The following is a 20,625-nucleotide window of genomic DNA, read 5'->3' on the forward strand; positions in this document are numbered from 1 at the left end:
ATGGCCGGCGGCGCCGAGGGGAAATTCCGGGCCGTCGTCTTCGATCTTTTCGGCACTCTGGTCCTGGCGCCGACAGCCGATGACCGTTCCTCGGCGGCAGCCGTTCTCGCGGCTGCCGCCGAGCGACCGGTAGCGGACGTCGTTGGCTACCTCCGAGAGTCCTGGCGGGTTCGTCACGACGGCACCTTGACGACGGTCAAACAGCTCAGTACCCATCTGCTGGCTGAGGTCGGTGGCGACGCGTTCAACCTGGGCGCGGTTATGGGGGCCTGGCGGCACCTTGCTCCTCGACGGCTGCGTGCCGATCAGACCGTGCTCGCTGCCCTCGACGCGCTCTCGGGCGCTGGCCTCGCGATGGGGCTGCTCAGCGACGCGAGCGCGGAGATCGTCGAGGCGTGGGCTCCAACCGACCTCGCATCGCGCTTCGGCAGCGCCGTCTTCTCGTGCGCTGCCGCTGCGATCAAGCCGGATGAGGCTCTTTACCAGCGGACACTGTGCGAGCTCGATGCCGTTGACGCCGACACCGTGCTCTATGTCGGCGACGGTGGCGGCGACGAACTTCGGGGCGCAGAACGTCTCGGGTTGACGGCAGTGCGCGTTCGACGCCGGGGAGGCGAAGCTGCTCTCTCCTTCGGAGAGCACAACGGGTGGAACGGCCAGACCCTCCCGGACGTCGAGGCCGTCCCCTCCTGGATCGGAGAGCAACGATGAGAGCGTGGGAGGTCCACGACGGTGTTCTTGCAGTTCGGGACGTGCCCGACGCCGCCGCGGAAGCCGGAGCGGTCGTCGTCGCGGTAAGTCACGCCGGAGTGTGTGGTTCTGACCTGCCGAAGCTGCGCGCCCCGCGCTCGTTCGACCTTCCGCTGCGGTGGCGGCCCGGCCACGAGATCGTCGGAACGGTCGCCGGTGGAACTCTCGTCGCGGTTGACCCGCTCGTACCGTGCGGGCTGTGCGAGGCCTGCCGCGACGGCCGCACGCACCTGTGCTCGGGCCTTCGGCGGATCGGGTGGGATCTCCCCGGCGGGCTCGCCGAACAGGTCGTGGCCCCGGTGGGGAACCTCCACTCGATCGCTCCCGAGCATGCGTCGGTGGCCGTGCTCGCCGACCCGATGGCCGTCGCGATCCACGGCCTGCGTTGTTCCGGCCTGGGGCGTCCAGGTCGGCTCGCAGTCGTGGGTGCTGGGACGGTCGGGTTGCTAACAGCGGCATACGGCGCGTTGATCGGCTGGGATGTCACCGTCGTTCACCGAGGCGCCAACCTCGATGAACGCGCTGCCGGCGTCGACGCGCGGCTCGCCACTCTCGACGAGGCCACGACGTCGACTCCCTTCGACGTCGTTGTGGATGCCGCTTCCGGATCGTCACCTGCCCCGCTGGCTCTCGCGCTGGACCTCGTACGTGACGGTGGCACCGTCGTCGTCCAGAACGCCTACCATCCGGGCGTTCGTCTCGGGACGCCGCTGCGCGACATCTTCCGACGATCCGTGCGCCTGGTCGGCTCGTTCTCGTTCTGCCGCCGCGACGGGAATGACTTCGGTCTTGCCCTCGCCGCCCTCGGGAGCTCCCGCGCGGCCTTTGGGTCGCTGCTCGTGGACGTTGGAGATCTTGAGGCCCCCGAGTCAACCGTGGATCGTGTCGAGGAACGGCGTCGACTCGTGGTGCACCTACGCGGGGGCGGGACTACAGGCGAATGATCTCGACGGTCGCTCCCGCACGGGCGAAGAAGACTCTCTGCATGCCGTGCCAGGCGGGAGCCCCGATCGCGGGGCTACCGCCCACGCCCAAGAGCACCCTCGTGGCGCCGTGTTGCTGGACCGTACGCAGGAGCGGCCCAAGGGCCAGGACGCGGCCGGTGTCCACGACGTTGTCGACCGGGTCGATTCCCCGTGCCTGCGCCGCCGCACGCAGCGACTCCGCCGAGTGTTCGATTGTCGTAGGGCCGCCGGACGGGACCCATGCCACGACGACCGTCAGGGCGGTGTCGGGTGCGGATCTGCTCGCCAGCGTGGTCATGTCGTCTTTCCGTCGTCGGTCGGTGCGGTGACGAGGAGTTCGAACCCGGCCGGACCGTTGCCCGAGGTGACGCTGCGCCACTGAGCGCGACGTCGGCCTTCATCCCCGCGGGGAAAGGACATGCCCGTCTCCAGCGTGGCGGACTCGATGGCGCGCATCGTGGTCCCGACGCCGGACGGGATTGGCGCGTGCCGTACCCACTGGCCAGCCTGGAGCTTCCAGACCTCACACTGGGACAGGTCGGGTCCGGCGCCGTGCCACACCCTCAGGGCCACCGGGCCCTGTGCAGTCTGCTCGGCCACGGCGATCTGTCGGGCCAGCGACGAGAGCGAACCATCCACGACCGGGACGATCGAGCGCAGCACGGGTATGACGCCGGCCTCGGTGATGTCGTCCGTCGTCTCGTCCGCAGCGCTACGAACGATCGCCGGCGCGTGCCCCATCGCCACGGAGCGACCCGCCCAGACCAGCATGTCCAGATCGTTTACGCCGTCACCCACCGCCACGGTGTGCTCGGACGGGATGTGCAGATGCTCGCGGACGCCGTCGAGCGCGACCGCCTTGTTCACGTCCAACGCGGTGACATCGGCCCAGTCAGGGCCCATCGGAACTACCACGACACCGGTCTCGCCCAGCACGTCGGCGTATCTGCGGATGCCAGGGCCGGAGAGCACGACTCGCGTCGCGGGCTGTGCCGTCAGGTCGGCCAGAGACGCGCGCTTCTGTTGCCCGTTGAGTTCCCTTGGCTCGAAAGCAGTGCTCGTCCGCCAGCCCCATCCGACCTCCTCCACCGCGACCCGCAGGCCGGGGATCAGATCTACCGCACGGCCGATCACGGCACCCGGGTTGAATTCCCGGGCGGTAACGACGTCGTAACCCGACGGTGCTGACCGGTCCAGACGGACGGTCACGGAACCGTTGGAGCACACCGCCATGCCCTCCGGAAGCCCCAGCCGGAGCGCGATCGGCAGCAGTCCGGCCAGCGACCGCCCCGTCGCGAGCACCACCTCGTGCCCGGCGGCACGGACCAGATCCAACGCCTCGACCGTCCCGGACGGGATCCGGCTCTCGCTGTCCACGAGCGTCCCATCGATGTCGAGCGCCACGAGCATCCGAGTGCACGTGGCGACGGCGGCGCTCATCGAGCAACCGTTCGACGCAGCACTGACCGGATCTGGATCTCCAGGCCGTCCCGTTCGCCGGCGCACAACGTGTGCCCGGGTACGAACATGCGGTGATCCAGCGGAAGCTCACATCCCAGGACGTGTGCGATCTGCTCGCCCTGGTTCAAGTCGACCGGCTGCAGGCAGATCCGGTCCCGGGTCAACGTGACGATCTCGATGCGCTCCGGGCCTACCGTCTCGACGGTCTCGAAGGCGATGTCCATCGCAAGGGTCAACGGATCGGGAGCACCCGAAACCTCGTGTCGATGGTGCAGTTGAAGTCCCATCACAGCCCCCTCTACCCACGCGTAGTCAGTCGTCCTTGGTGGCGAGTCCAGATGGGTCGCGGACTGGCCAGGATCAACTTTCAACGCAGGGCAAGGCATCCAGTGCCACATTCATGTGGCACCCGGCACGTGAAACACGCCTTGTCGCGGCCCACACCCGCATCGAGACCCGAGCGCCGGATCCGACCTGGTCCGCAGCCGCGAAGTCAAGGCCCCAGGTGCCACAGTTCTGTGGCACCCTCTCCCTCGTTGTCCATTCGCTCGCAGGCGTAGGGTTTGGACGCCTACTGACTGCTAGCGCGGGGACATTCGATGGACGACGAGCTGATCGGCAAGCGGATCGCGGCGCACCGCAAGCAGCGCGGCATGACTCAGATTGCTCTCGCGCACGATGCGACGATCAGTGTGTCTTTGCTCCGCAAGGTGGAGCAGGGTGAGCGAGATTGCTCCCAGTCCGCGCTGGCCTCCGTCGCGCGTGCTCTGCGGGTCGACGCCGGAGTGCTCACAGGGCAGCCGTACGACACAGAAGAGCCGCAGAAGGACCGCATCCACAAGTACATCCCGGAACTGCGACGCGCCCTCAACTCGTGGGATCTCTCGATCGACCTGGGTCACCGGCCCCGTCCGCTGAGCGATCTGGAGGCGGACGCGAAGGACGTCGCGCACCAGCTTCAGCTCGGGCGCAACCGGCGCCTCGCGGAGATGCTGCCAGCGCTGCTTTCCGAGGCATTCGCGATGGTCCACGCGACCGATGACGAGCAGGAACGCGACACGCTCGGCCGCGTGCTCCTCGCCTACGCGCACGCCGCCCACACCGTCGCGCACCAGACCGGCTACGAGGACCTCGCCGCCAGCGTCGAGGACCGCATCCAGTGGATCGCTTCCTTCACGAACGACCCAGCTGCCAAGGGGTTCGCCGCGTGGATGCGCACGACGTCGATCATGCGCGACGCGCTCTACGAGCCCGGCCTGCGGCTCCTTGACACCGTCCGCGCGCAGATCGAACCAGGCAGCCGGGAGAACGACGCCGCCCTCCTCGCGACCGGGTCACTGCACCTGCGCTCGTCACTGCTCGCCGGACGCGCCGGAGACCTGGCGCTGGCGATGGACCACGTCGAAGAGGCACGACAGATCTCGACACATCTGACCACGGACACGGACAACGACTGGCAGCACATGGCGTTCGGCCCATCGAACGTCGCGATCTACCGGGTCACCTCCGCGGTGGAGTCCGGGGATGGGCCACGAGCACTTTCCCTTGCTGAGGAGACGCGCCTGCCGGACCACATGCTCACCCGGCTACCCACGCGCGTCGCGCATCACAACACCGACCTTGCCCGCGCCTACTTCTGGCAAGGCAAGCACGACAAGGCCTTGCAGAGCCTGATGGTGGCGAAGAAGGCAGCGCCCCAGCAGACCAGGCACCACCCCGCGGTACGCGATGTGACAAACCTCCTCGTTCGCGCACACCGTCGATCCAACGAGCCGCTCGCACGGTTCCGAGCCTGGCTTGGACCCGACCCCGAGTGGTGACCACGTAACGCCGTGCGTACCAACCGGCTCGTGCTGTGCGACCTCACCGGCCAGACCCTCGCCACCGGCCGGGGCGTCCTCGGCGCCCAGGCTTCCTCGAGGATTTGATGTGTCCGTAGCCCGGGCCGCTCTGAACGCCGTCATGCCGACGTTCGGGCTTCGGGTCCGTTGGGACGACCTGGAGCTGCGCCTTCCCGACGACGTCGAGCTGCTCTCGCTCGCCGACCTCGCCTCCGACGGCGTGCACAACCCAGAGGTCGTCTCCTTCATCTGGCCGTGGACCCGTGGCACCGATGACGAGGTCAAGCGGAACGTCCTCGCACACCAGTGGAAGAACCGGGGCCGGACAGCGGCCGACGACTGGGCACTGTCACTTGCCGTGTTCCGGAACGGCGAGATCGTCGGGGAACAACAGATCTCCGCGAAGAACTTTCAGGTCACCCGCTCAGGACTTACGGGATCCTGGCTCGGGCGTCGACACCATGGCCAGGACATCGGCACCCGGATGCGGGTCATGGCGCTCCACCTCGCCTTCGAAGGACTCGACGCGGCAGAGATGATCAGCGAGGCGTACGACGACAACCCTGCCTCGAACGCCGTGTCCCGCCGTCTCGGGTACACGGCAAACGGGTCGCGAATCACCGCCCGCGAAGGACACTCGGTCATCGAGAACAGCTACCGCATGGCCCGAGAGCAATGGGACGCCCGCCCGGACGATCGGCGGGCCGAGATCGCGCTCGAAGGTGTCTCGTCGGTCCGCCAACTTTTCGGGATCGATCAGCCGAAGCCATCGACTCACAGGGGGAACACATGACGCAGACCGATGCGAGGACCACCCGTCAGGCTGAAGCGGAGTCGAGCTCCGAAGTCTTGCGCGAGAGCATGATCGCTGAGCTCATCGAGTCCGGGTTTCTCACCGACCCGGCGATCGAGGCGGCGTTCCGTGCCGTACCACGCGAGGTGTTCGCGCCGGCCGGCACTCCGGCTGAGCTGCCCTACGCGATCAACGACGTCGTCGGCACGAGGTTCACCGATGACGGCAAGACCCTGTCCTCGCTGTCCGCGCCGGTGATGCACGCTGGAAACCTGCACCAGGCCCAGGTCCAGGAAGGCCAGCGCGTGCTGGAGATCGGGTCCGGGGGCCCGAACGCGGCCATGCTCGCCCACCTCGTCGGACCCACCGGCAGCGTGGTGAGCGTCGACATCGACGACGGTGTCATCGTCCGCACCCGCGCGGGTCTCGAACGTCTCGACCTGGCCGGTCGCGTCGAGGTCGTCACAGCCGACGCGTTCGAGCCCCTCGGTCGTGGGGTGTTCGACCGGATCATGGTCACCGTCTCCCCTTGGTCCCTGCCTCAGACCTGGGTTGAGCAGCTCGCGCCCGACGGCATCTTGGTCGTCCCGCTGTCGGTCGCGCCGGGACTGCAGCGCGTGATCGGACTGCGGAAGCGGGACGGGCGGCTGGTCTCGGAGTCGACGGTGCCAGGTGGGTTCGTCCCGCTGCAGGGGGCGGGGCTGTTCGACCCACCCTCGGCTCAGCTGACGGGCCCGTCGGGCAAGCCGGTCACGTTCAGGTTCGCCGACGACGTCCCAGCACGGTTCGGGGTATCGGATGAGGTCCTGGCTTCCGATCCGGTCGAGGCGTGGTCCGGTGTGACCTACGAGAACGGCACCATCTGGCTCGACCTGCTCACCTACCTCTTGGTCCAGCCGGGCGCCTGCGCGATGGAGGCTGAAGATCCGGCAGACCGGGGCTCGGACAAGTCGTTCTACCCCGCTCTGGTCGAGGGAGCGTCGTTCGCAGCGCTGCACCGCCGTCCTGCCACCGAGACGACGGTCGAGGTCGGCGCGATCGGCAAGGGACCCGACGCACCCCGCCTCACCCAGAGGCTCGCGGACACGATCGCCCGCTACGGAGCCCACCACCGCGGCGCCGAACCGCTCTTCCGGTGGTGGCCCGCCGGTACAGAGCCAGACGAGGTCCCACCGTCTGCGGCGGTCCTGCCGCGCCCGCACGGCACGTTGACCATCAGCTGGCCCGTCGCCGGACACTCGTAATGCGTCGTCCGGACGCCCCACGGGCAGAGTGACGATCACCGTGCGCTACTCGAGGTAGCCAAGCGCCTTGTACGCGCGCACTGCAGCTCTAGCGAGCCGCTGACCGACCTGCTCTCAGGTCCCTTCCACGATAACGACGCGGAAGGCCGCACCCTTGAAGCGATGCTCGGCCGCGGCTTGGTACGCAGGGCTGTCGTACCACTTTCGTGCGTCGGCCGTGGTCGGGAACTCGATCACCACCACGCCCTCGGGTGCAGCGCCTTCAAGCACCTGCTGCTCGCCATAGGCGGCGAGGATCTTCGCTGGATGCCCTTCAAACGTCTCTCCGACACTCGCCAGATAGGCGTCAACTTCGGCCTGGTCGTGCGTGCTCTCCTTGAAGAACACAACGTATGCGCTCATGACGGGCTCCTTAGAACTATCTCCAGCGCGGTGCGCGGGTGTGACCAGTTTGGTAACAACCAACTGGTCTTCGGCCCTGAGGATAGCGCCCGGCCCCGGCCTGTATCGGCTGATGCGAACGGTGCCGACACTCCTCGAGCTGGAGACCGCATCGGTGGTACTCGTGGGGATCGACACTACTGCGGGCGAGGTCTTCCTCAAGGTCGGTCGCAAGCTGGCCAAGATCACCGGCTAGTTCGATGGTCGGCGGTGCCGAGGTGAAGGTCTGTGCCGTCGTCTTCGATCTTTCGGACGCTGGTCGCAGCGCCGACCGCCGCCGACCGTTCCTCGGCGGCAGCCGTTCTCGCGGCTACCGCCGAGCGACCTGGCGCACAATCCACAAGAACGAACACTCGCGAGACTCCCCGCCTGGCTCGGCAAAGACCTGGATTGCCTGGAAGCTGGAGCGACCGTCTGCGTCACCAACGAGCAGTTCGGACAGCAGGTCGGCCTCACCGAGCGCACCGATCTGACGCGCACGTTCGAGTGGTCGAGCCCGGCAAGTCGGTACCTATCCAGTGCACGGCTGAGAGCTGCCAGGCCGCTCTCCTGGTCGCCACCGACCCGTAGTCCGGCGATCGGCCGCGCGACCTCCAAGCCAACGGCAACGTCGCACGCGGCCGCTCAGCCGCGCTCGCCGTTCCACCGGGTCCCGTGCACGTGGTGCGGGTCAGTACCGCATCCGCATCAGCTACCGCCCACCGATGTCAGAGGCGCCGATTACGGTTCAGGCCGTGACCCACGCTGACTTCCCAGCACTTCCCGACAGCCTTCCGCCCGGCCAGTTCCTCCGTGCAGCCGACAACGGCCGGAACGACACCGCACTTCACGGCAAAGCGTTGCTGTGGATGTCCGACACGCCCGTCGACAACGCCGGCGAGGCGTGGACCCGACTGCGCCAGGAACATGAGGAGTCGGGCCTGTACCCGGTGCTGCTTGAGCACGACGGCAACCGTGCCTGGGATGACCGGTGGTCTTTCCCCGAGACCATCGACGTGCTCGATGCCACGGATCCTGAGACGGCCCTGAGCACGCTCTGGGACCAGCTCCAGGAGGATCGCGAACCCGAAGAAGATGACGATGACGAGATACCAGAGGACGAGTGGCCCGCCGGCCCGTGGCCGGGACTCGCTCCGCCCGGCACGGGCGACGGCAACCCCTTGGCCATGGCCGATCAGTACGCGACGCATCTCCAGGACGACATGGACTTCCACGGCCGACCACGTCAGTGGCATCTCGGCCTGATCCCCGCGCGCGACGGCGCCAGTGCCCTGACGCTCGCCGGCTGGGACGGCCCGTGCAACCACACCAACCACACAGAGCTGATCTCCGCCGCACTGGCTTCCTGGGGCGACCGCTTCGGAGCACACGTGGTCGGACTCGGGACCGACATGCTCTGGCTGTCGGTCGCCCACCCGCCCAAGGACCTGGAGCACGCCCTGGCCGTGTCACGTGAACACTTCGCCTTCTGTCCGGACAACCTGTGGCAAGGCGGCTACGACACCATCGACCAGTACGCGACCGCCCTCATCGGGATCAACGCCTGGGTGTTCTGGTGGGACTGAACACTTCACGTGGACGGCCGCCGCACTCACCGGGTCGGCTGGGCGATCCGCAACGAGTTCATCGCACCATGCGGATAAAGGCGAAGTTGAGGTCATCGGTGAACCGGGTGCCGTCCGGCGTGAAGCCGTGCTTCTCGTAGAACCTCCGAGCACGCGGGTTGGCGTCGGACACCCAGAGCTCGGCGGGTGCAGTGAGCGGTAGGGCTTTGTCGAGCAGGAGGGCAGCGATCCCGGTCCCGTGACGCTCGCTGAGTACATAGAGCGCCCACAGCTCATCGGATCGGACTGCCAGTCACCCGAATACCTCGGCCACCCGTGCATCGAACCGCTGCTCGATCTCGATGAGCTGCTCGAAGATGTCGTCGATCGAACCAGGATCGACAGTTTCGGCATCGCCGTCGTCGTCGCCTCGTTCGGACCTCTCGCGCACCCCACGGTCGATCGCCCACGTCAGTCCGGCGTAGCTCCAGAGCAGGTTCAGCGCCTCGCGCTGAGCCTGTGCCGACGTATCCCTCGATGCCGCGTCGAGAAAGGTAATGACGTCATACAACGTGTCCGGGGTATCCACATCGTTGCCGTCATCGTCGAGCACGATCCGCCGGACGGTTGGGGTCTCTTCCCGGAACGGCCCGAGGGCAGCCGTCGCCCGCTCGCCAGCTCTGCTTCCGAGACGCCACGCCCCGACGCCGAGCCCAGCCAGCGCGGTCCCGATGATCGGTCCGTACCACCGTTGGTCATCGGCGATCGGCGCGAAGAGGCTCTGGCCGACGAAGGTCAGCCCGATCACGACCGCGAAGAACGCGAACCCGATCCACCCGTCCTGGACCCGAAGCGCAGACCGTCGGGCCTGCTGCACGGCGGCGATCTGTTCGTGCACCGCCTCAAGTTGGCGACCCCGCAGCTCGGGATCGATCACGAACACCGCGGAAGCCTTGTCCGAGAAGTGGTGCCACTCGACCCCTGAGCCTGCCAACGGCCGCTGTTCTCCGGTGATGACCACCCGCTCGGCGACGAATCCCGTGCTTCGAGCTCCGCCCGCCGGGACCTCGATGTATGACATAGAACGGGAGGCTACTGCTCAAACGTCGTCGTGCGTAGGGCCTCGACGGGTCTCCTTGCAGAACGGTGATGAGGCCCGACACCTGATGGACCGGGACACGCTCCTGGCTCACGAGGAACGCTGGGGGCGGGAGGAACGTCCGACGTCGGCCGCGCTCGCCCGCCTGACCGACGCCGAGGCCGCCCTCTATACCGAGCTCGTCACCGACCGCCACGGGACGCGGGTGCGCTTGGAGCAAGAGCGGATCGACTGGGCATGGGCGTCCCAGCGATTGCCTGCCGGGCATGCTCCTTGCTCAATCGACGTCGAGGTCCGAAACCTTACGCAAGCAGATGATCGCTGAACTCACGAAGTCAGGCCTGCTGACGGACCATGGTTCGCCGAGGACGGCAAGGCCCTGTCCTCGCTTCTCTGCACTATGCAAGCGGTGGCTGAGCTCCCGAAGTTCGGGTCTCACTCTTCCTGGCTGGCGCTGTCCGCCTCGTAGCGGATCAAGTCGCCTGGTTGGCAGCCGAGGGCAGTGCACAGGGCGTCGAGCGTTGTGAAGCGGACTGCCTTGGCGCGGCCATTCTTCAGGACGGCGAGGTTAGCGGGCGTGATCCCTACCCGCTCTGCGAGTTCCCGTACTGACATCTTTCGGCGTGCGAGCATGACGTCGATCTCGATGATGATTGGCATCAGATCACTTCGTCGAGCTCGGCTCGTAGGTTTGTCGCCTCACCCTTCAGTCCGACTGCCTTCGCAAGGAGGGAGCGCAGGACACCGACCAGGAACGCGATGCCGACCGCGAGCACCGAGCTTCCGAGCAGCATGAGAGCGATGCCTGGCTGCATGCCGGTCTGCGTGGTCTGTGCAGTCAGCCAGAGCAGGAGGCCAAGGCTCAGCACGCCGGCGCCAGCAGCGGAGCCGATGACTATGTCGACCCAGCGGAACGCCTTGAGCGTGAAGACGGTGTCGCGGCGTACCAGGGTGAGCAGCCGCCACACGCAGACGAGGACCAGCTGGGCGGCCACCAGGGTGATGACCGAAGTCACCAGCGTCGGTGAGCGCAGGTGGGCTGCTTCCGGGTACTGGGCTGCGAGCGACCTGGAGATGTCGGGGAGAACCCACAGCTGTGTCACCAGGACGCCCAAGAACATGAAGATGAGGACCAGCCTCAGTAGGCCTGTCGCAAGAACGTTCACCACTACCACCCCTATCGATTTACGGTAAGTACCTATCGTATTGCGATAACAGTCTTGCGCGCTAGAGTGCCGTGTCATGGCCTTCGTCCGGTGGCTCCGTACGATTGGTGCGCGAGTGCGGTGTCGGCGCGGTGAGTGTGTACCTGCTGTCGGCCGACAACATCACCGAGCGAGATGACGATCAGGTGAGGTCCCTGTTCGGTCTGCTCGAGACGTCCGTGCCCCCGAGCCCGGGACCATCGACGCTACGCACCTACGCCCGACGGCGGGCACGCACATAACCGGCACGACCTACCCAAGAGCGAGCATGGATTCCGCATCGACCGGCGTCTTCGATGACCCAGGACTCCGGTGGGGCGTTCACCTGAGAGTCATGCCCTCGGCGATAATCTCGCATGACACGCCCCGCGATCGCCGACGCCGCCCTGGCGTCCGGAACGTTCGTGTCACCGTTCAAACGCGAACGGATGACCTGGATCAAACCGTCGTTCCTGTGGATGATGTACCGATCCGGCTGGGCGACCAAGCCCGGCCAGGAGCGTGTCGTGGCCGTCCGGATCACCCGGGCCGGGTTCTAGGAAGCGCTGGCGGTTTCGTGCCTGTCGCATTTCGACCGGTCGGTCTACATCGATGTCGCGGCCTGGACCGCGCGCAAGCACCGATCCGAGGTGCGGGTGCAGTGGGAACCGGAGCGGACGCCGTCGCAGCCGAGCTTCCACCGCAACGGCACTACCCACTTCCCAGTGATGTCGCTCAGGTCATCGGCGCGACGCCCGTGCCCCCTACCCGGAGTCCTGGACCGACGACGTCACGGATGCCGACGTCGTCCAAGACCGAGAATCCGGCACGCCGTTAGCCCCACGGGCTCCTCAGCCCTTCGGAGACGACTGCAGGAACAGGCCCCGTCGCCTGGCGCAAGACCTCCGTTCCCGTTGCCGGCCCCGTCGAACCGCTCCGCGACGATCTTCGACCGCACAGAGGCAAGGCCCTTGAAGAACTCACTCGAACCCGCCGAAGACGAACATCCGGTCAGGAGACGAGCGTCGCTGTGAGCATGGCGAGCGCACGCCTGATCGAGCTGTTTCCGATGGACCTGTGTCCCTTTGCAGGACTATGCACGCCGCCACCCGCGCCCCGTCCCGGCTCATGCTCAAGCAGCCATGTCGCGATCTCGGCGACGCCGTCCGCAGTCAGCCCGACAGACGATTCGACCTGGAACAGCAGCGCAGGCCCAGGATGCTCCAGATCGACGAACCAGCGATCCAGCTCCGCGATGACGTCGTCGACCCACACGAACGGCCGGCCCGCAGCAACCCGGACCAGGGCGCGCGTCTTCCACCCCAGACTGTTCGGGCCGTACTCGCCGTAGGGCGGCAGATCTGCGACCGGTAGCTCTGGCAGTCCGACCCGCGGCGCGATCACTTCGTTCGCGTCACCCATCCAGGCCGTCGCCCACATCAGGTCGCAGCCCAGACCCTGCAGGAGCGGACCGAGGGCCGGATCGATGAAGTCGAACTCCGGGCGCGGCATGTCGGGGTCCTCCGGCCTACCGTCGCGAGGTTGAGGCAGCATCCCGGGCCCGCCGAACGGCAAGAGGGCCCCGTCGACGTCGAGGAACAGCAGCGAGCGGGCAACGGTCACGCCCGCACGATAGCGGCCTCCGCACGCGGCCGGCACCCGGCGCACGTCTGCCTTCCAGACCATGGGAGGCAGATGCGCGCCGGCATCTAAATCACGTGATGTGCCCCGCCCCGCATGGCACGCTCGACGTCGTCCAGACGCTCGTGCTCTCGCCGAGCACCGGAGTCGAGCAGATCCAGCGCGACGACGCCAAGTGCGCGCACGAGGAGGCACCCATGTCGGCGATCGACCTACGTGAGCCTGTACCGGCTGAGCTACGCACCAGTGAGTTCGCCCTCCGCCCGATCACGGCGCGAGACGCCGCGATGGATCACGCCGCGGTCATGGAGACGCGCGAGCATCTCCGGTTGTGGGAGCAGTCGTCGTGGCCGGAGGATGACTTCACTGTCGACGCGAACCGCGCGGACCTCGTCGACCTCGAAGAGCGCCACGCGGCGGGCCGTGCCTACACGTACACCGTGCAGGACCCGCTCGGTACCGAGTGCCTGGGCTGCGTCTACGTCTTCCCCACGCACGCCACGTTCCTCGCCAGGGCGACGGTGACGCCGGTAGGCGACGACGTATGGGCAGACGTCCAGGCCGTCGCTTACTTCTGGGTGCGCCGGTCACGCATGGAGACCGGCTTGGACGAACGCCTGCTCGCTGCGCTGCGCGCCTGGTTCGCCGAGGCCTGGAAGCTGGAGCGCACGGTCTTCGTCACCAACGAACAGTTCACGCAGCAGGTCGACCTCATCGAGCGCACCGACCTGACGCGCAGGTTCGAGCTGGTCGAGCCCGGCAAGACCGGCACCTACCTCGTGTACGGCTGAGAACCGCCGAACGGCCGCCACTGCGGCGTCGCGCAGCCTCCCCAGACCATTGAGCAGAACGAGGAACGAGAGCCATGGGAAAGCAGCTCTACGCCCCGATCCGTCCCGGTGAGGTCCTCGCCGAGGACTTCCTGAACCCGCTCCGGATCAGCGCCTACCGGCTCGCGCAGGCGACAGGGTTGTCGCAGACCCACATCGGGCAGATCGTGCGCGGCCGCCGTCGCATCACGCCAGCCGCGGGGCTGAGACTATCCAGGGCGCTTGGGCTCACGCCGTCATACTGGGTCATCATTCAGGCCGACTACGACACCCGCCTGGAGCAGCAGACCCATGCGCAGGAGCTGAACGCCGTCGAGGTCCTCGTCCACGTCGCCTGACGGACGGGCATCCGACCGGATCGATCGGCAGATGGCACTCTGGCGGCCGGCGGCCGCTGGAGCGCGAGTCACCGTGCACCTTGGGGTGGTCGGCCTACGGCCTGATGACGGCTCGATGTCCGTGAGTCGTCATCCACGTAACCGGGCACGAGCACTGTGTCGACGGCGGTGATCGGTCCGAACAGGTCGGGCCAGCCAACGTTATTGAGGTCAATCATCAGATTCCCAGACCTGTGCACGTACATCTCGGGCGCGGAATGCTCTCGCTCATTCGATCATCTGTGTTGCTTTGTCGAGACGCTCGCCGAAGCTTCATCGCACCATACGGATGAGAACGAAGTTGCGGTCATCGGTGAACCGGGCACCGTCCGGCGTGAAGCCGTGCTTCGCGTAGAACCTGCGGGCACGTGGGTTCGCGTCAGCCACCCACAGCTCGGCGGGCGCAGGGGGCGGTAGGACGGCGTCGAGCAAGAGAGCGCCGATCCCGGTCCCGTGCCGCTCGCTGAGCACGTAGAGCGCCCACAGCTCATCGGGTCGGACTGGCGGCGGGACGCGGTCCTTCCTCCGAGCGGCTCCGGCCCTGGCGAAACCCACCATCTGTTCGTCGACGACGGCGACCGAGAAGGACCCGGGAACGTCGTCGGACAGCCGTTCGTGCCACTGCTGCGCGCGGCGTTCGACGGTGTCGCTCTCCCAGTGGTCTGCGGGGAGCAGGTCGGAGTACGTCTGCACCCAGGCGGTGTGGTGGACGACGGCGATCGCCTCGGCGTCGTCGAGAACCGCGGGGCGCACCAGTGGCTCGCTCATCGGCTCACGATGACACCTGACAAGCGCCGTCCGCGAAGCTTTTCCTCGCCATCTGGCCGCGTTTCAAACACGCTGCCTTCCGGTCGCGATTGGCGCGCGGTCCGAGCTCGTTCGCCAACCAGCTGTACTCGATGTCCCGGACCTCGCCCTGATACTCGATCGTGAGAATGTCGAACCTCATCGGCAACTCGTTCCACACCACCGTGGCAGCCGTCTTCCGCGCGACGTCACCATCCATGGAGTCGTGCAACAGCACGACCGTCACGACGTCGACCGATTCCTCGGGGTGTTCGAGGTACTGCCTGCGCCCGGCGTGCACCCCCGCGTCGTCGAACCCCTCCGCGACGATCTTCGACCGCGCAGAGGCAAGGCCCTTGAAGATCCGCTCATGCCCGCTCAAGGTCATCCCGACCGAGCGGGGCCGGCTGGCGGTAGATGCGCTTCACCGGGTTATCTCCCTCAACATGCGCGGTATGGCACCGGGGCAGCCCATGTCACTGCGGTGTCCCGAGGCTCCCCGAAGGGAGCCATTCAACGTCCCAGCCATCCTCAGTCACGCCGAGCTCGCACTCGCTCATATCAGCGAACCACCAGTCACCAATCGTGGTCAGGGAGCCAGGCTGCCCCTCGCAGATGAGCGCGATGATCGAGCCGCTCTCGTCGGCCTCGGCAACGAGAAACTTGCCGATGAACGGGCCAATGGTGAAGCGGGCGTCTCGTCGATTCATAGAGGTCACCGTAGGGAATCGGCCGGGCTACGACCCAGGACCGCTTCGAGAGGAGACCGCTCCGCAGTCCTCCTGAACATGCGCGAAGGCTCCTCGCTGTGGGATTGTCCAGCCGACGTCCGCTGGTGATAATTCGGCTGTCCGCCGTTCTTGGTCGTTGACATTATGTGCGGCGTGCTAGCTACCACCGAGATCGCCGACCGTCTCTCAGACGGCGCCGCTGCCGTGCTCTCACGTGCCCCGGGCCCGCTTGCAGAGATCGAGAACTGGCTGCTGCTCGCGTCGGCGCGTGAACTGCTCCGGATCGACCGTACGGCACGGTTCTGGCGGCACCGCGACGCGCTGGGATCGGCCGGCCTCTGGGAGGGCGGAGCACTCGGAACGTCCGGCCACCTCGGGGCTGCCCTCGCGAGCATGCACGGCGACGGCCGAGTCCGGGAAGCCGCCGTCGGCATCCTCTCGCGGACCGATGCCCCACTGGCTGACCGTATGCTCGCCGTCCGCCTCACTGATCACGTCTGGCCCGTCCGAGAGGCAGCCACCAGGGCGGTGCTCCGCAGGACGTCACTGACCCAAGCGGACCAGATCGTGCCCGTGCTGCACCTCATCGAGGGACGCACGCGAGGCGCCGAAGTCCTGCCCCTGTACCTGCACGCACTCGCTGGGGTTCACGGAGAAGCCGCACTGTGGTCGCGCCTGCGCCGCTCGACGACGCCCGCAGTTCGGCGCACGGCTTTCCAGCACAGTCTGGCCAGCGAGCTGCTGAGCGTCAGTGGCGCCGTCGCCGCGCTACCACTCGAACACGACCGCATCGTCCAGAGTCTCCTGGCGCACGCCATCGCAGATCGGGCTGGACCCGACGTCGTGGCCTCAGCCCTCCTGAACGACAGTTCGGCCGAGAGCCGTGTGCTCGGGCTCGTCCGGCTGACCGCCGACCTGCTCGATCCCGCAGACGTGGAGCGGCTGCTGGTCGATCCTGGCGTCCTGGTCCGGCTGTGGGCACGGCAGTGCTACGAGGAACAGGGCCACGACGCGCTTTCGGTGTATCGGGATGTCGCACTGGGCACGGGGCCCGCGGCTGTGCGTGCGCGGGCCTACCGTGGCCTCGTCGAGGCCGGCGGCACAGTGGACCGCGAGGTAGCGCTCGGCCTGGTACGCGGTGCCGAGCCGCCGCTGAAGAAGGCCGGTCTTCGCCTTCTCGCCGGCAGCACGGTCCCTGCTGACGCCCCGCTGTTGTTCGAGGTCCTGCGGACCGGCACCAACCGTGTCGCGCGGCTCGCATCCGAGGTCCTCCTTGAGATGCCTGCCGCGTGGTCGGACGCCGAGCTGCTTCCGCTGGTGTCGTCTCCGGACCCGGATCTCCGGCGTCGGGCATGGTGGCTCAAGCGCAACCGCAGCGGCTGGGACCAGACGATCGCGGACCTGGAGATCCTGCTCGACCACGACCCTGTTCTCGCCGCGCTCGGCCGCAACATGACCATTCCACAGTTTGCTCAGCCCACCGAGGTACAGCGAGATCAGCTCATCGCCCTGCTTCCGCAGGTGTGGCCCGAGACATGGCGCGAGAGTCGCGTCGCGTTCGCCGCAGGGTTGCGGGGCGTGGCATGAAGCTCGCAGAACAGAAATGGCGCACGCTCGTCAGCACTGTGCCGCTGGGCGGCAAGTCGTACCGGGTGCTTCAGCCGGCCTCTCCGAAGGCTCACGCCCCGCTGTACGACGGCGCCGGGCGCGGAGCCGCACAGCTCGTCGTAGACAAAGCTTCCGCGTTCGAGATCGCATGCGCATGGTGGCTCGCCGCCCGCTCACCGAACAGCCTGATCCACCTCCCACTGCGCCAAGCCACAGGCAAGTGCGGGTCCTGGATCGAAGGGCAGCCCTCCGACCTTGTACTGATGCACCACAGCATGCAGTTCCCGGTGAAGCAGTGGAAAGAAGTTCGCGGCCGCGCCACCTCATGGACTCCGCACACAGTGCGGCTGCCTGCGCAGCCATTCCCGGAGGTCACCCGGCCAGATCATGAACGCCGATGGCACCACGGGTTCCGCGACCACCTGCTGTGGGCGACGGCCGCAGACACGCTGTTCGTGATCGGGAGTCGGCCCGCGTTCGAGCTAGCTTCCAAGCAGGTGCGGGAGCTTGCCGAGGACTGCCCCTCGCACATTGCCCGAACGCCCGACGCTCACTGCTGCGCTGAGGTCGACATCGGACGAACGCTTCGGTACGACCGTCGCAATCCACCTGACAGGCTTCACATCACCTACTGCGAGACCCACCGATGAATCCATCGTGGACGGCCTGGACCCCTGACGATGACGGGGCTGCTCGGATCGCTGACAGCCTGCGCCAGCTAACCGGTCGGCGGATCTGCAGAGTGCGATTCATCGACCTCGAGTACGAGTCGGACCGGCCGTACTGGCATGTCGGCGACCACGTCCTGTTCGACCACGGACTCGAGCTCGAACTCGACGACGGCTCGACATGGTCCTTGATCTGGGAACAGGCTGGAACGAGCGAGGGACTTGGTATCTACCCTGAGCCGCTACTGCCGAACCACCTCATGGCAGGCCGTACTTTCGAGGCCACCCGGTACTGGCATCGACGTGGGCCTCGGGACATCATTTCGGTGGAACTCGGGTGGTCCGAGGGACGGCTGCACGAGGACGCGGGCGTCCAGACGCCCGACCGCTGTCTTCGAGAGGTCGTGCTGGTCGGGCATGATCGCGAAGCTGTGATCGTCCTTGGCTACGGTGTCGATGTCCTCGTGTACTGGTCGCGCGTCGACGCGCGCCGCGCCGGGTACCTGACCGAACACGGACGACGCCGCAGCGCTCCTACTCGTTGAGCCAGTCCGCTGGGTAGCGATCCCTGAATGCGTCGGCTGCTTCCTGGGTCCGTGCGCTGATCAGGATTGCCGCGTCGTCAGCGAGCACGATCACGTCGTCGGTCAGGAACCAACGCACCTCGGCCTGGACGCTCAAGTGCCGCATGGAGAACGGGGCGATGGCGAGCGGCACCGGGCAGCCCCATGCGAAATGGCAATTGAGAAGGGGCTATACGAGCGTCTACGCGCTCGAAGGCCCTAGCGTGTGCCGAATGGAGCGGTCGCTCGGTGAAGATCTCACTCGCCAACGGAGCAGGTCGACCCGGGTGATCGAGAATGTTGCGTCGATCGGCTCGGTCCTCGCGATCATCCTCGTGTTCCACAACTTCGTGTCCGCATACCTGTGCTTCTTTGGCGCCCAGTGCACGCCCGACGCCCAGCAGATCACGACCTACAGAGTGCTCGCCGTCATCACACCGCTGCTGGTGCTGGTAGCCATCGGATCCGCCTTGTACAACCGCAGACGGTGGCGGCTCGTCTGGCACGGACTGGTCGCTGTTACAGCTGTTGCCGCACTGGTTCTGTTCGCCGTCCCATACATCCGTTGGAGCGACACCCTGCCTCAGGTCAACAACTTCGAGAACGGCGAACAGTGTTACACGGGTGGTACCGGATTCTGCCAAGGTGGCTAGGTGGAATCGCTCGGAACGAGCGTTCGGTGAACCGCCCCCGGTTCCTTGGAGAGGGGCCCTTTTTGACCGGCCCATGCCAAACTTCCCCGGTGGCCTCCGACAGTTCGATCACCAGGCAGACAGTCTCCGCTCAGTGGGACCCCGAGCGGCGAGACATCGTCGCGCTCATCAGACTGGCCGGTGTACCACGTTCGTTCCTTCTGTTCTTCATCGCACTCTGGGCGATCGGGATACTGCTGTCGATCGGCTGGCGAAACGACCCCGTGGGCAGGTCTTTCTCCTTCACGCTTGTGCTGGCATCAGCGGCGGTACTGCTCTGGGCCACCTTGCTTGCCCCCATCTTTGTACCGCGGCTGATCTGGGGCGCCCACAGCGCAGCCCGGCGTCCCACGAGCGTCGGGATCACTGTCGACGGCATCACGGTCAAACAGGCTGTCGCATCGTCCACGTTCACGTGGGCTGCGGTGGTCCTCACGATCGAGGGCAAGCACGCCTTCGTGTTCCACGTATCGCCCGCTGTCCTGTCGACACCAATCCTGGTGCCCAAACGCGCGCTGCAACCCAAGGACGTCGGACCGGCAGGCGACCTCATCCGGGCGCACGCACCGCGGTACCGCAAGCGCTGAGAGGTGGCCCCTTCGCGTGAGCTGATGGTGATGGTGATGGCCTCACCTCACGCGCATTTCCCGCCGTGTGGTCCTTTCGAGCCGGCGCGACATGCGGATCGCCCACCATCAGGGACGAGCTCACTGCGCCCACTGGACAGCGCCCGTCTCGATCCACGAGGCCAGGTCCGGCGCGCCGTCGAACGTGTACAGGGAGTACTCCGGGCACCCCGGCAGCACCGTGACGCCTGACGCGAAGTGATCCGGTGCGAACCAGACGACCTGCCCGGTACGCCGATGCGCGAGGGTGAGATTCCCGTTCGCCTCTGCAGCGACCGGCACATAGTCCGTGGCCGCGATCGGCGTGCGGAGCCCTTCGTCGGCCCATATCCACTCGTAGGCGCCGAGTGTCTGGTCCACCGACCATCCGGACACCTCGCGAGTCAGCACGTCACCACAGTCGAGCTCCGTGGTCTCCATGTCGGGGCCCAGCAGGACGAGCGCGTCGAGGATCCGGGCGTCCCCCTTGCGTAGCCCGAGCACGCTCAGCATCACGGCAATGTCGCCCGTGACCGTTGTCATCCGATCCCTCGTCCCTGATTGGCTGTTCGCAGTTTGTCGATCGCCGCGGCCACGTCCTGGGGCGAGAATCCGGCAGCGATCAGGTTTTTGGTCTGGGTGGCGTAGTCCCGCGCGGCGGCCTTGCCCAGATCGGCGGCATCTCCCGCGATCTTCGCGGGTGTGTTCTTACCCTTGTAAGTATCTCCCGCACCGTGCACATCCTTGGGGACCTCGATCGTGTAGCCCTCGTTGTGGATCTACAGCTCCTCGTCCCTGGTCA

At 66.8% G+C, this 20,625-nt stretch carries 31 protein-coding genes and 1 pseudogene; 17 read left to right on the forward strand and 15 right to left on the reverse strand.

The features are described from left to right. From AB0F40_RS01225 to AB0F40_RS01235, 3 genes and pseudogenes are all read left to right on the forward strand, one after another. Entirely contained in the window at positions 1 to 711 is a 711-nt protein-coding gene (locus tag AB0F40_RS01225; protein ID WP_357462874.1) for an HAD family hydrolase, read from the forward strand. Continuing rightward, positions 708 to 1,055: pseudogene (locus tag AB0F40_RS01230) on the forward strand (alcohol dehydrogenase catalytic domain-containing protein); the annotation flags it as partial. The gene AB0F40_RS01225 and the pseudogene AB0F40_RS01230, both read left to right, overlap by 4 nt. A 33-nt stretch (positions 1,056 to 1,088) precedes the next feature. Further along, positions 1,089 to 1,694: a hypothetical protein gene (locus AB0F40_RS01235; protein WP_357463004.1), complete on the forward strand. Its 606-nt coding sequence runs from the start codon at positions 1,089 to 1,091 to the stop codon at positions 1,692 to 1,694. Here the strand turns inward: AB0F40_RS01235 and AB0F40_RS01240 are convergent. Genes AB0F40_RS01240 through AB0F40_RS01250 form a run of 3 tightly spaced genes read right to left on the reverse strand, consistent with a single transcriptional unit; the run spans position 1,681 to position 3,574 of the window. Next, positions 1,681 to 2,013 (reverse strand): hypothetical protein, encoded by a 333-nt coding sequence (locus tag AB0F40_RS01240; RefSeq protein ID WP_357462877.1) that lies wholly within the window; start codon positions 2,011 to 2,013, stop codon positions 1,681 to 1,683. The genes AB0F40_RS01235 and AB0F40_RS01240 overlap by 14 nt on opposite strands. Next, positions 2,010 to 3,155, reverse strand: a complete 1,146-nt coding sequence (locus tag AB0F40_RS01245) for an HAD family hydrolase (RefSeq protein ID WP_357462880.1) — start codon at positions 3,153 to 3,155, stop codon at positions 2,010 to 2,012. The genes AB0F40_RS01240 and AB0F40_RS01245 overlap by 4 nt, the downstream gene beginning before the upstream one ends. Continuing rightward, positions 3,152 to 3,574: a hypothetical protein gene (locus AB0F40_RS01250; RefSeq protein ID WP_357462883.1), complete on the reverse strand. Its 423-nt coding sequence runs from the start codon at positions 3,572 to 3,574 to the stop codon at positions 3,152 to 3,154. The genes AB0F40_RS01245 and AB0F40_RS01250 overlap by 4 nt, the downstream gene beginning before the upstream one ends. A gap of 201 nt (positions 3,575 to 3,775) precedes the next feature. Between AB0F40_RS01250 and AB0F40_RS01255 the strand changes: the two genes are divergently transcribed. The 3 genes from AB0F40_RS01255 to fxlM all read left to right on the forward strand — a co-directional run bounded on the left by AB0F40_RS01255 (position 3,776) and on the right by fxlM (position 7,054). Beyond that, positions 3,776 to 4,996, forward strand: a complete 1,221-nt coding sequence (locus AB0F40_RS01255; RefSeq protein WP_357462886.1) for a helix-turn-helix transcriptional regulator — start codon at positions 3,776 to 3,778, stop codon at positions 4,994 to 4,996. A gap of 109 nt (positions 4,997 to 5,105) precedes the next feature. Beyond that, positions 5,106 to 5,810: a GNAT family protein gene (locus tag AB0F40_RS01260; protein WP_357462889.1), complete on the forward strand. Its 705-nt coding sequence runs from the start codon at positions 5,106 to 5,108 to the stop codon at positions 5,808 to 5,810. After that, positions 5,807 to 7,054, forward strand: a complete 1,248-nt coding sequence (gene fxlM / locus AB0F40_RS01265; RefSeq protein ID WP_357462892.1) for a methyltransferase, FxLD system — start codon at positions 5,807 to 5,809, stop codon at positions 7,052 to 7,054. The genes AB0F40_RS01260 and fxlM overlap by 4 nt, the downstream gene beginning before the upstream one ends. A 114-nt stretch (positions 7,055 to 7,168) precedes the next feature. Here the strand turns inward: fxlM and AB0F40_RS01270 are convergent, their stop codons facing one another. Beyond that, complete coding sequence (locus AB0F40_RS01270) at positions 7,169 to 7,456, reverse strand: DUF1330 domain-containing protein (RefSeq protein ID WP_357462895.1); 288 nt, start codon at positions 7,454 to 7,456, stop codon at positions 7,169 to 7,171. A gap of 112 nt (positions 7,457 to 7,568) precedes the next feature. On the opposite strand from AB0F40_RS01270, the gene AB0F40_RS01275 reads away from it, so the two are divergent. Both AB0F40_RS01275 and AB0F40_RS01280 read left to right on the forward strand, forming a co-directional pair. Next, positions 7,569 to 7,691, forward strand: coding sequence for a hypothetical protein (locus AB0F40_RS01275; RefSeq protein WP_357462898.1), 123 nt, complete (start codon positions 7,569 to 7,571; stop codon positions 7,689 to 7,691). 538 nt (positions 7,692 to 8,229) lie between these two features. Then, entirely contained in the window at positions 8,230 to 9,060 is an 831-nt protein-coding gene (locus AB0F40_RS01280) for a DUF4253 domain-containing protein (RefSeq protein WP_357462901.1), read from the forward strand. 58 nt (positions 9,061 to 9,118) lie between these two features. On the opposite strand, the gene AB0F40_RS01285 is transcribed toward AB0F40_RS01280, so the two are convergent. Then, complete coding sequence (locus AB0F40_RS01285; protein ID WP_357462998.1) at positions 9,119 to 9,352, reverse strand: GNAT family N-acetyltransferase; 234 nt, start codon at positions 9,350 to 9,352, stop codon at positions 9,119 to 9,121. Beyond that, the gene (locus tag AB0F40_RS01290; RefSeq protein ID WP_357462904.1) at positions 9,353 to 9,982 is read right to left on the reverse strand and encodes a hypothetical protein; all 630 of its coding nucleotides are present in this window, start codon (positions 9,980 to 9,982) and stop codon (positions 9,353 to 9,355) included. A 223-nt stretch (positions 9,983 to 10,205) separates the two neighbouring features. Between AB0F40_RS01290 and AB0F40_RS01295 the strand changes: the two genes are divergently transcribed. Then, positions 10,206 to 10,463: a Wadjet anti-phage system protein JetD domain-containing protein gene (locus tag AB0F40_RS01295; RefSeq protein WP_357462907.1), complete on the forward strand. Its 258-nt coding sequence runs from the start codon at positions 10,206 to 10,208 to the stop codon at positions 10,461 to 10,463. A gap of 110 nt (positions 10,464 to 10,573) precedes the next feature. Here the strand turns inward: AB0F40_RS01295 and AB0F40_RS01300 are convergent, their stop codons facing one another. Next, positions 10,574 to 10,798, reverse strand: coding sequence for a helix-turn-helix transcriptional regulator (locus AB0F40_RS01300; protein WP_357462910.1), 225 nt, complete (start codon positions 10,796 to 10,798; stop codon positions 10,574 to 10,576). Beyond that, positions 10,798 to 11,304, reverse strand: a complete 507-nt coding sequence (locus AB0F40_RS01305) for a DUF2975 domain-containing protein (protein WP_357462913.1) — start codon at positions 11,302 to 11,304, stop codon at positions 10,798 to 10,800. Before AB0F40_RS01305 ends, AB0F40_RS01300 begins: the two co-directional genes overlap by 1 nt. Before the next feature lie 395 nt (positions 11,305 to 11,699). On the opposite strand from AB0F40_RS01305, the gene AB0F40_RS01310 reads away from it, so the two are divergent. Then, a complete protein-coding gene (locus tag AB0F40_RS01310; protein ID WP_357462916.1) occupies positions 11,700 to 11,882 on the forward strand; it encodes a DUF4291 family protein in 183 nt (60 codons plus the stop codon). A gap of 451 nt (positions 11,883 to 12,333) precedes the next feature. Here the strand turns inward: AB0F40_RS01310 and AB0F40_RS01315 are convergent, their stop codons facing one another. Further along, the gene (locus tag AB0F40_RS01315; RefSeq protein ID WP_357462920.1) at positions 12,334 to 12,945 is read right to left on the reverse strand and encodes an HAD domain-containing protein; all 612 of its coding nucleotides are present in this window, start codon (positions 12,943 to 12,945) and stop codon (positions 12,334 to 12,336) included. Positions 12,946 to 13,043: 98 nt separating this feature from the next. Here AB0F40_RS01315 and AB0F40_RS01320 point away from each other — a divergent pair, with 98 nt between their 5' ends. Beyond that, positions 13,044 to 13,754, forward strand: coding sequence for an N-acetyltransferase (locus AB0F40_RS01320; RefSeq protein ID WP_357462923.1), 711 nt, complete (start codon positions 13,044 to 13,046; stop codon positions 13,752 to 13,754). A gap of 74 nt (positions 13,755 to 13,828) precedes the next feature. Next, a complete protein-coding gene (locus tag AB0F40_RS01325) occupies positions 13,829 to 14,131 on the forward strand; it encodes a HigA family addiction module antitoxin (protein WP_357462927.1) in 303 nt (100 codons plus the stop codon). 312 nt (positions 14,132 to 14,443) lie between these two features. Here AB0F40_RS01325 and AB0F40_RS01330 read toward each other — a convergent pair whose 3' ends face one another. From AB0F40_RS01330 to AB0F40_RS01340, 3 genes are all read right to left on the reverse strand, one after another. After that, a complete protein-coding gene (locus AB0F40_RS01330) occupies positions 14,444 to 14,938 on the reverse strand; it encodes a GNAT family N-acetyltransferase (protein ID WP_357462931.1) in 495 nt (164 codons plus the stop codon). Positions 14,939 to 14,942: 4 nt separating this feature from the next. Beyond that, positions 14,943 to 15,338, reverse strand: a complete 396-nt coding sequence (locus tag AB0F40_RS01335) for a hypothetical protein (RefSeq protein ID WP_357462934.1) — start codon at positions 15,336 to 15,338, stop codon at positions 14,943 to 14,945. A gap of 94 nt (positions 15,339 to 15,432) precedes the next feature. Continuing rightward, positions 15,433 to 15,666, reverse strand: coding sequence for a hypothetical protein (locus AB0F40_RS01340; protein ID WP_357462937.1), 234 nt, complete (start codon positions 15,664 to 15,666; stop codon positions 15,433 to 15,435). Positions 15,667 to 15,840: 174 nt separating this feature from the next. Here AB0F40_RS01340 and AB0F40_RS01345 point away from each other — a divergent pair, with 174 nt between their 5' ends. The 3 genes from AB0F40_RS01345 to AB0F40_RS01355 all read left to right on the forward strand — a co-directional run bounded on the left by AB0F40_RS01345 (position 15,841) and on the right by AB0F40_RS01355 (position 18,508). Next, a complete protein-coding gene (locus AB0F40_RS01345) occupies positions 15,841 to 17,274 on the forward strand; it encodes a hypothetical protein (protein ID WP_357462940.1) in 1,434 nt (477 codons plus the stop codon). After that, positions 17,271 to 17,945, forward strand: a complete 675-nt coding sequence (locus AB0F40_RS01350) for a hypothetical protein (RefSeq protein ID WP_357462943.1) — start codon at positions 17,271 to 17,273, stop codon at positions 17,943 to 17,945. Before AB0F40_RS01345 ends, AB0F40_RS01350 begins: the two co-directional genes overlap by 4 nt. A gap of 92 nt (positions 17,946 to 18,037) precedes the next feature. Continuing rightward, positions 18,038 to 18,508: a hypothetical protein gene (locus AB0F40_RS01355; RefSeq protein WP_357462946.1), complete on the forward strand. Its 471-nt coding sequence runs from the start codon at positions 18,038 to 18,040 to the stop codon at positions 18,506 to 18,508. Here the strand turns inward: AB0F40_RS01355 and AB0F40_RS01360 are convergent. Next, entirely contained in the window at positions 18,498 to 18,680 is a 183-nt protein-coding gene (locus tag AB0F40_RS01360) for a hypothetical protein (RefSeq protein ID WP_357462949.1), read from the reverse strand. The two genes, AB0F40_RS01355 and AB0F40_RS01360, sit on opposite strands and share 11 nt — an antisense overlap. Positions 18,681 to 18,759: 79 nt before the next feature. Between AB0F40_RS01360 and AB0F40_RS01365 the strand changes: the two genes are divergently transcribed. Further along, positions 18,760 to 19,179, forward strand: a complete 420-nt coding sequence (locus tag AB0F40_RS01365) for a hypothetical protein (protein WP_357462952.1) — start codon at positions 18,760 to 18,762, stop codon at positions 19,177 to 19,179. An 89-nt stretch (positions 19,180 to 19,268) separates the two neighbouring features. Beyond that, positions 19,269 to 19,805 carry a YcxB family protein gene (locus AB0F40_RS01370; protein WP_357462955.1) on the forward strand — a complete coding sequence of 179 codons (537 nt, stop codon included), beginning with the start codon at positions 19,269 to 19,271 and terminating at the stop codon, positions 19,803 to 19,805. Between the two features lie 120 nt (positions 19,806 to 19,925). Here the strand turns inward: AB0F40_RS01370 and AB0F40_RS01375 are convergent, their stop codons facing one another. Both AB0F40_RS01375 and AB0F40_RS01380 read right to left on the reverse strand, forming a co-directional pair. After that, the gene (locus tag AB0F40_RS01375; RefSeq protein ID WP_357462958.1) at positions 19,926 to 20,366 is read right to left on the reverse strand and encodes a hypothetical protein; all 441 of its coding nucleotides are present in this window, start codon (positions 20,364 to 20,366) and stop codon (positions 19,926 to 19,928) included. Next, positions 20,363 to 20,563 carry a hypothetical protein gene (locus AB0F40_RS01380; RefSeq protein WP_357462961.1) on the reverse strand — a complete coding sequence of 67 codons (201 nt, stop codon included), beginning with the start codon at positions 20,561 to 20,563 and terminating at the stop codon, positions 20,363 to 20,365. The genes AB0F40_RS01375 and AB0F40_RS01380 overlap by 4 nt, the downstream gene beginning before the upstream one ends. Positions 20,564 to 20,625: the final 62 nt, after the last annotated feature.

The organism is Promicromonospora sp. NPDC023987 (genome assembly GCF_040639055.1).
In the GTDB taxonomy this organism is placed as follows: Bacteria; Actinomycetota; Actinomycetes; order Actinomycetales; family Cellulomonadaceae; genus Promicromonospora.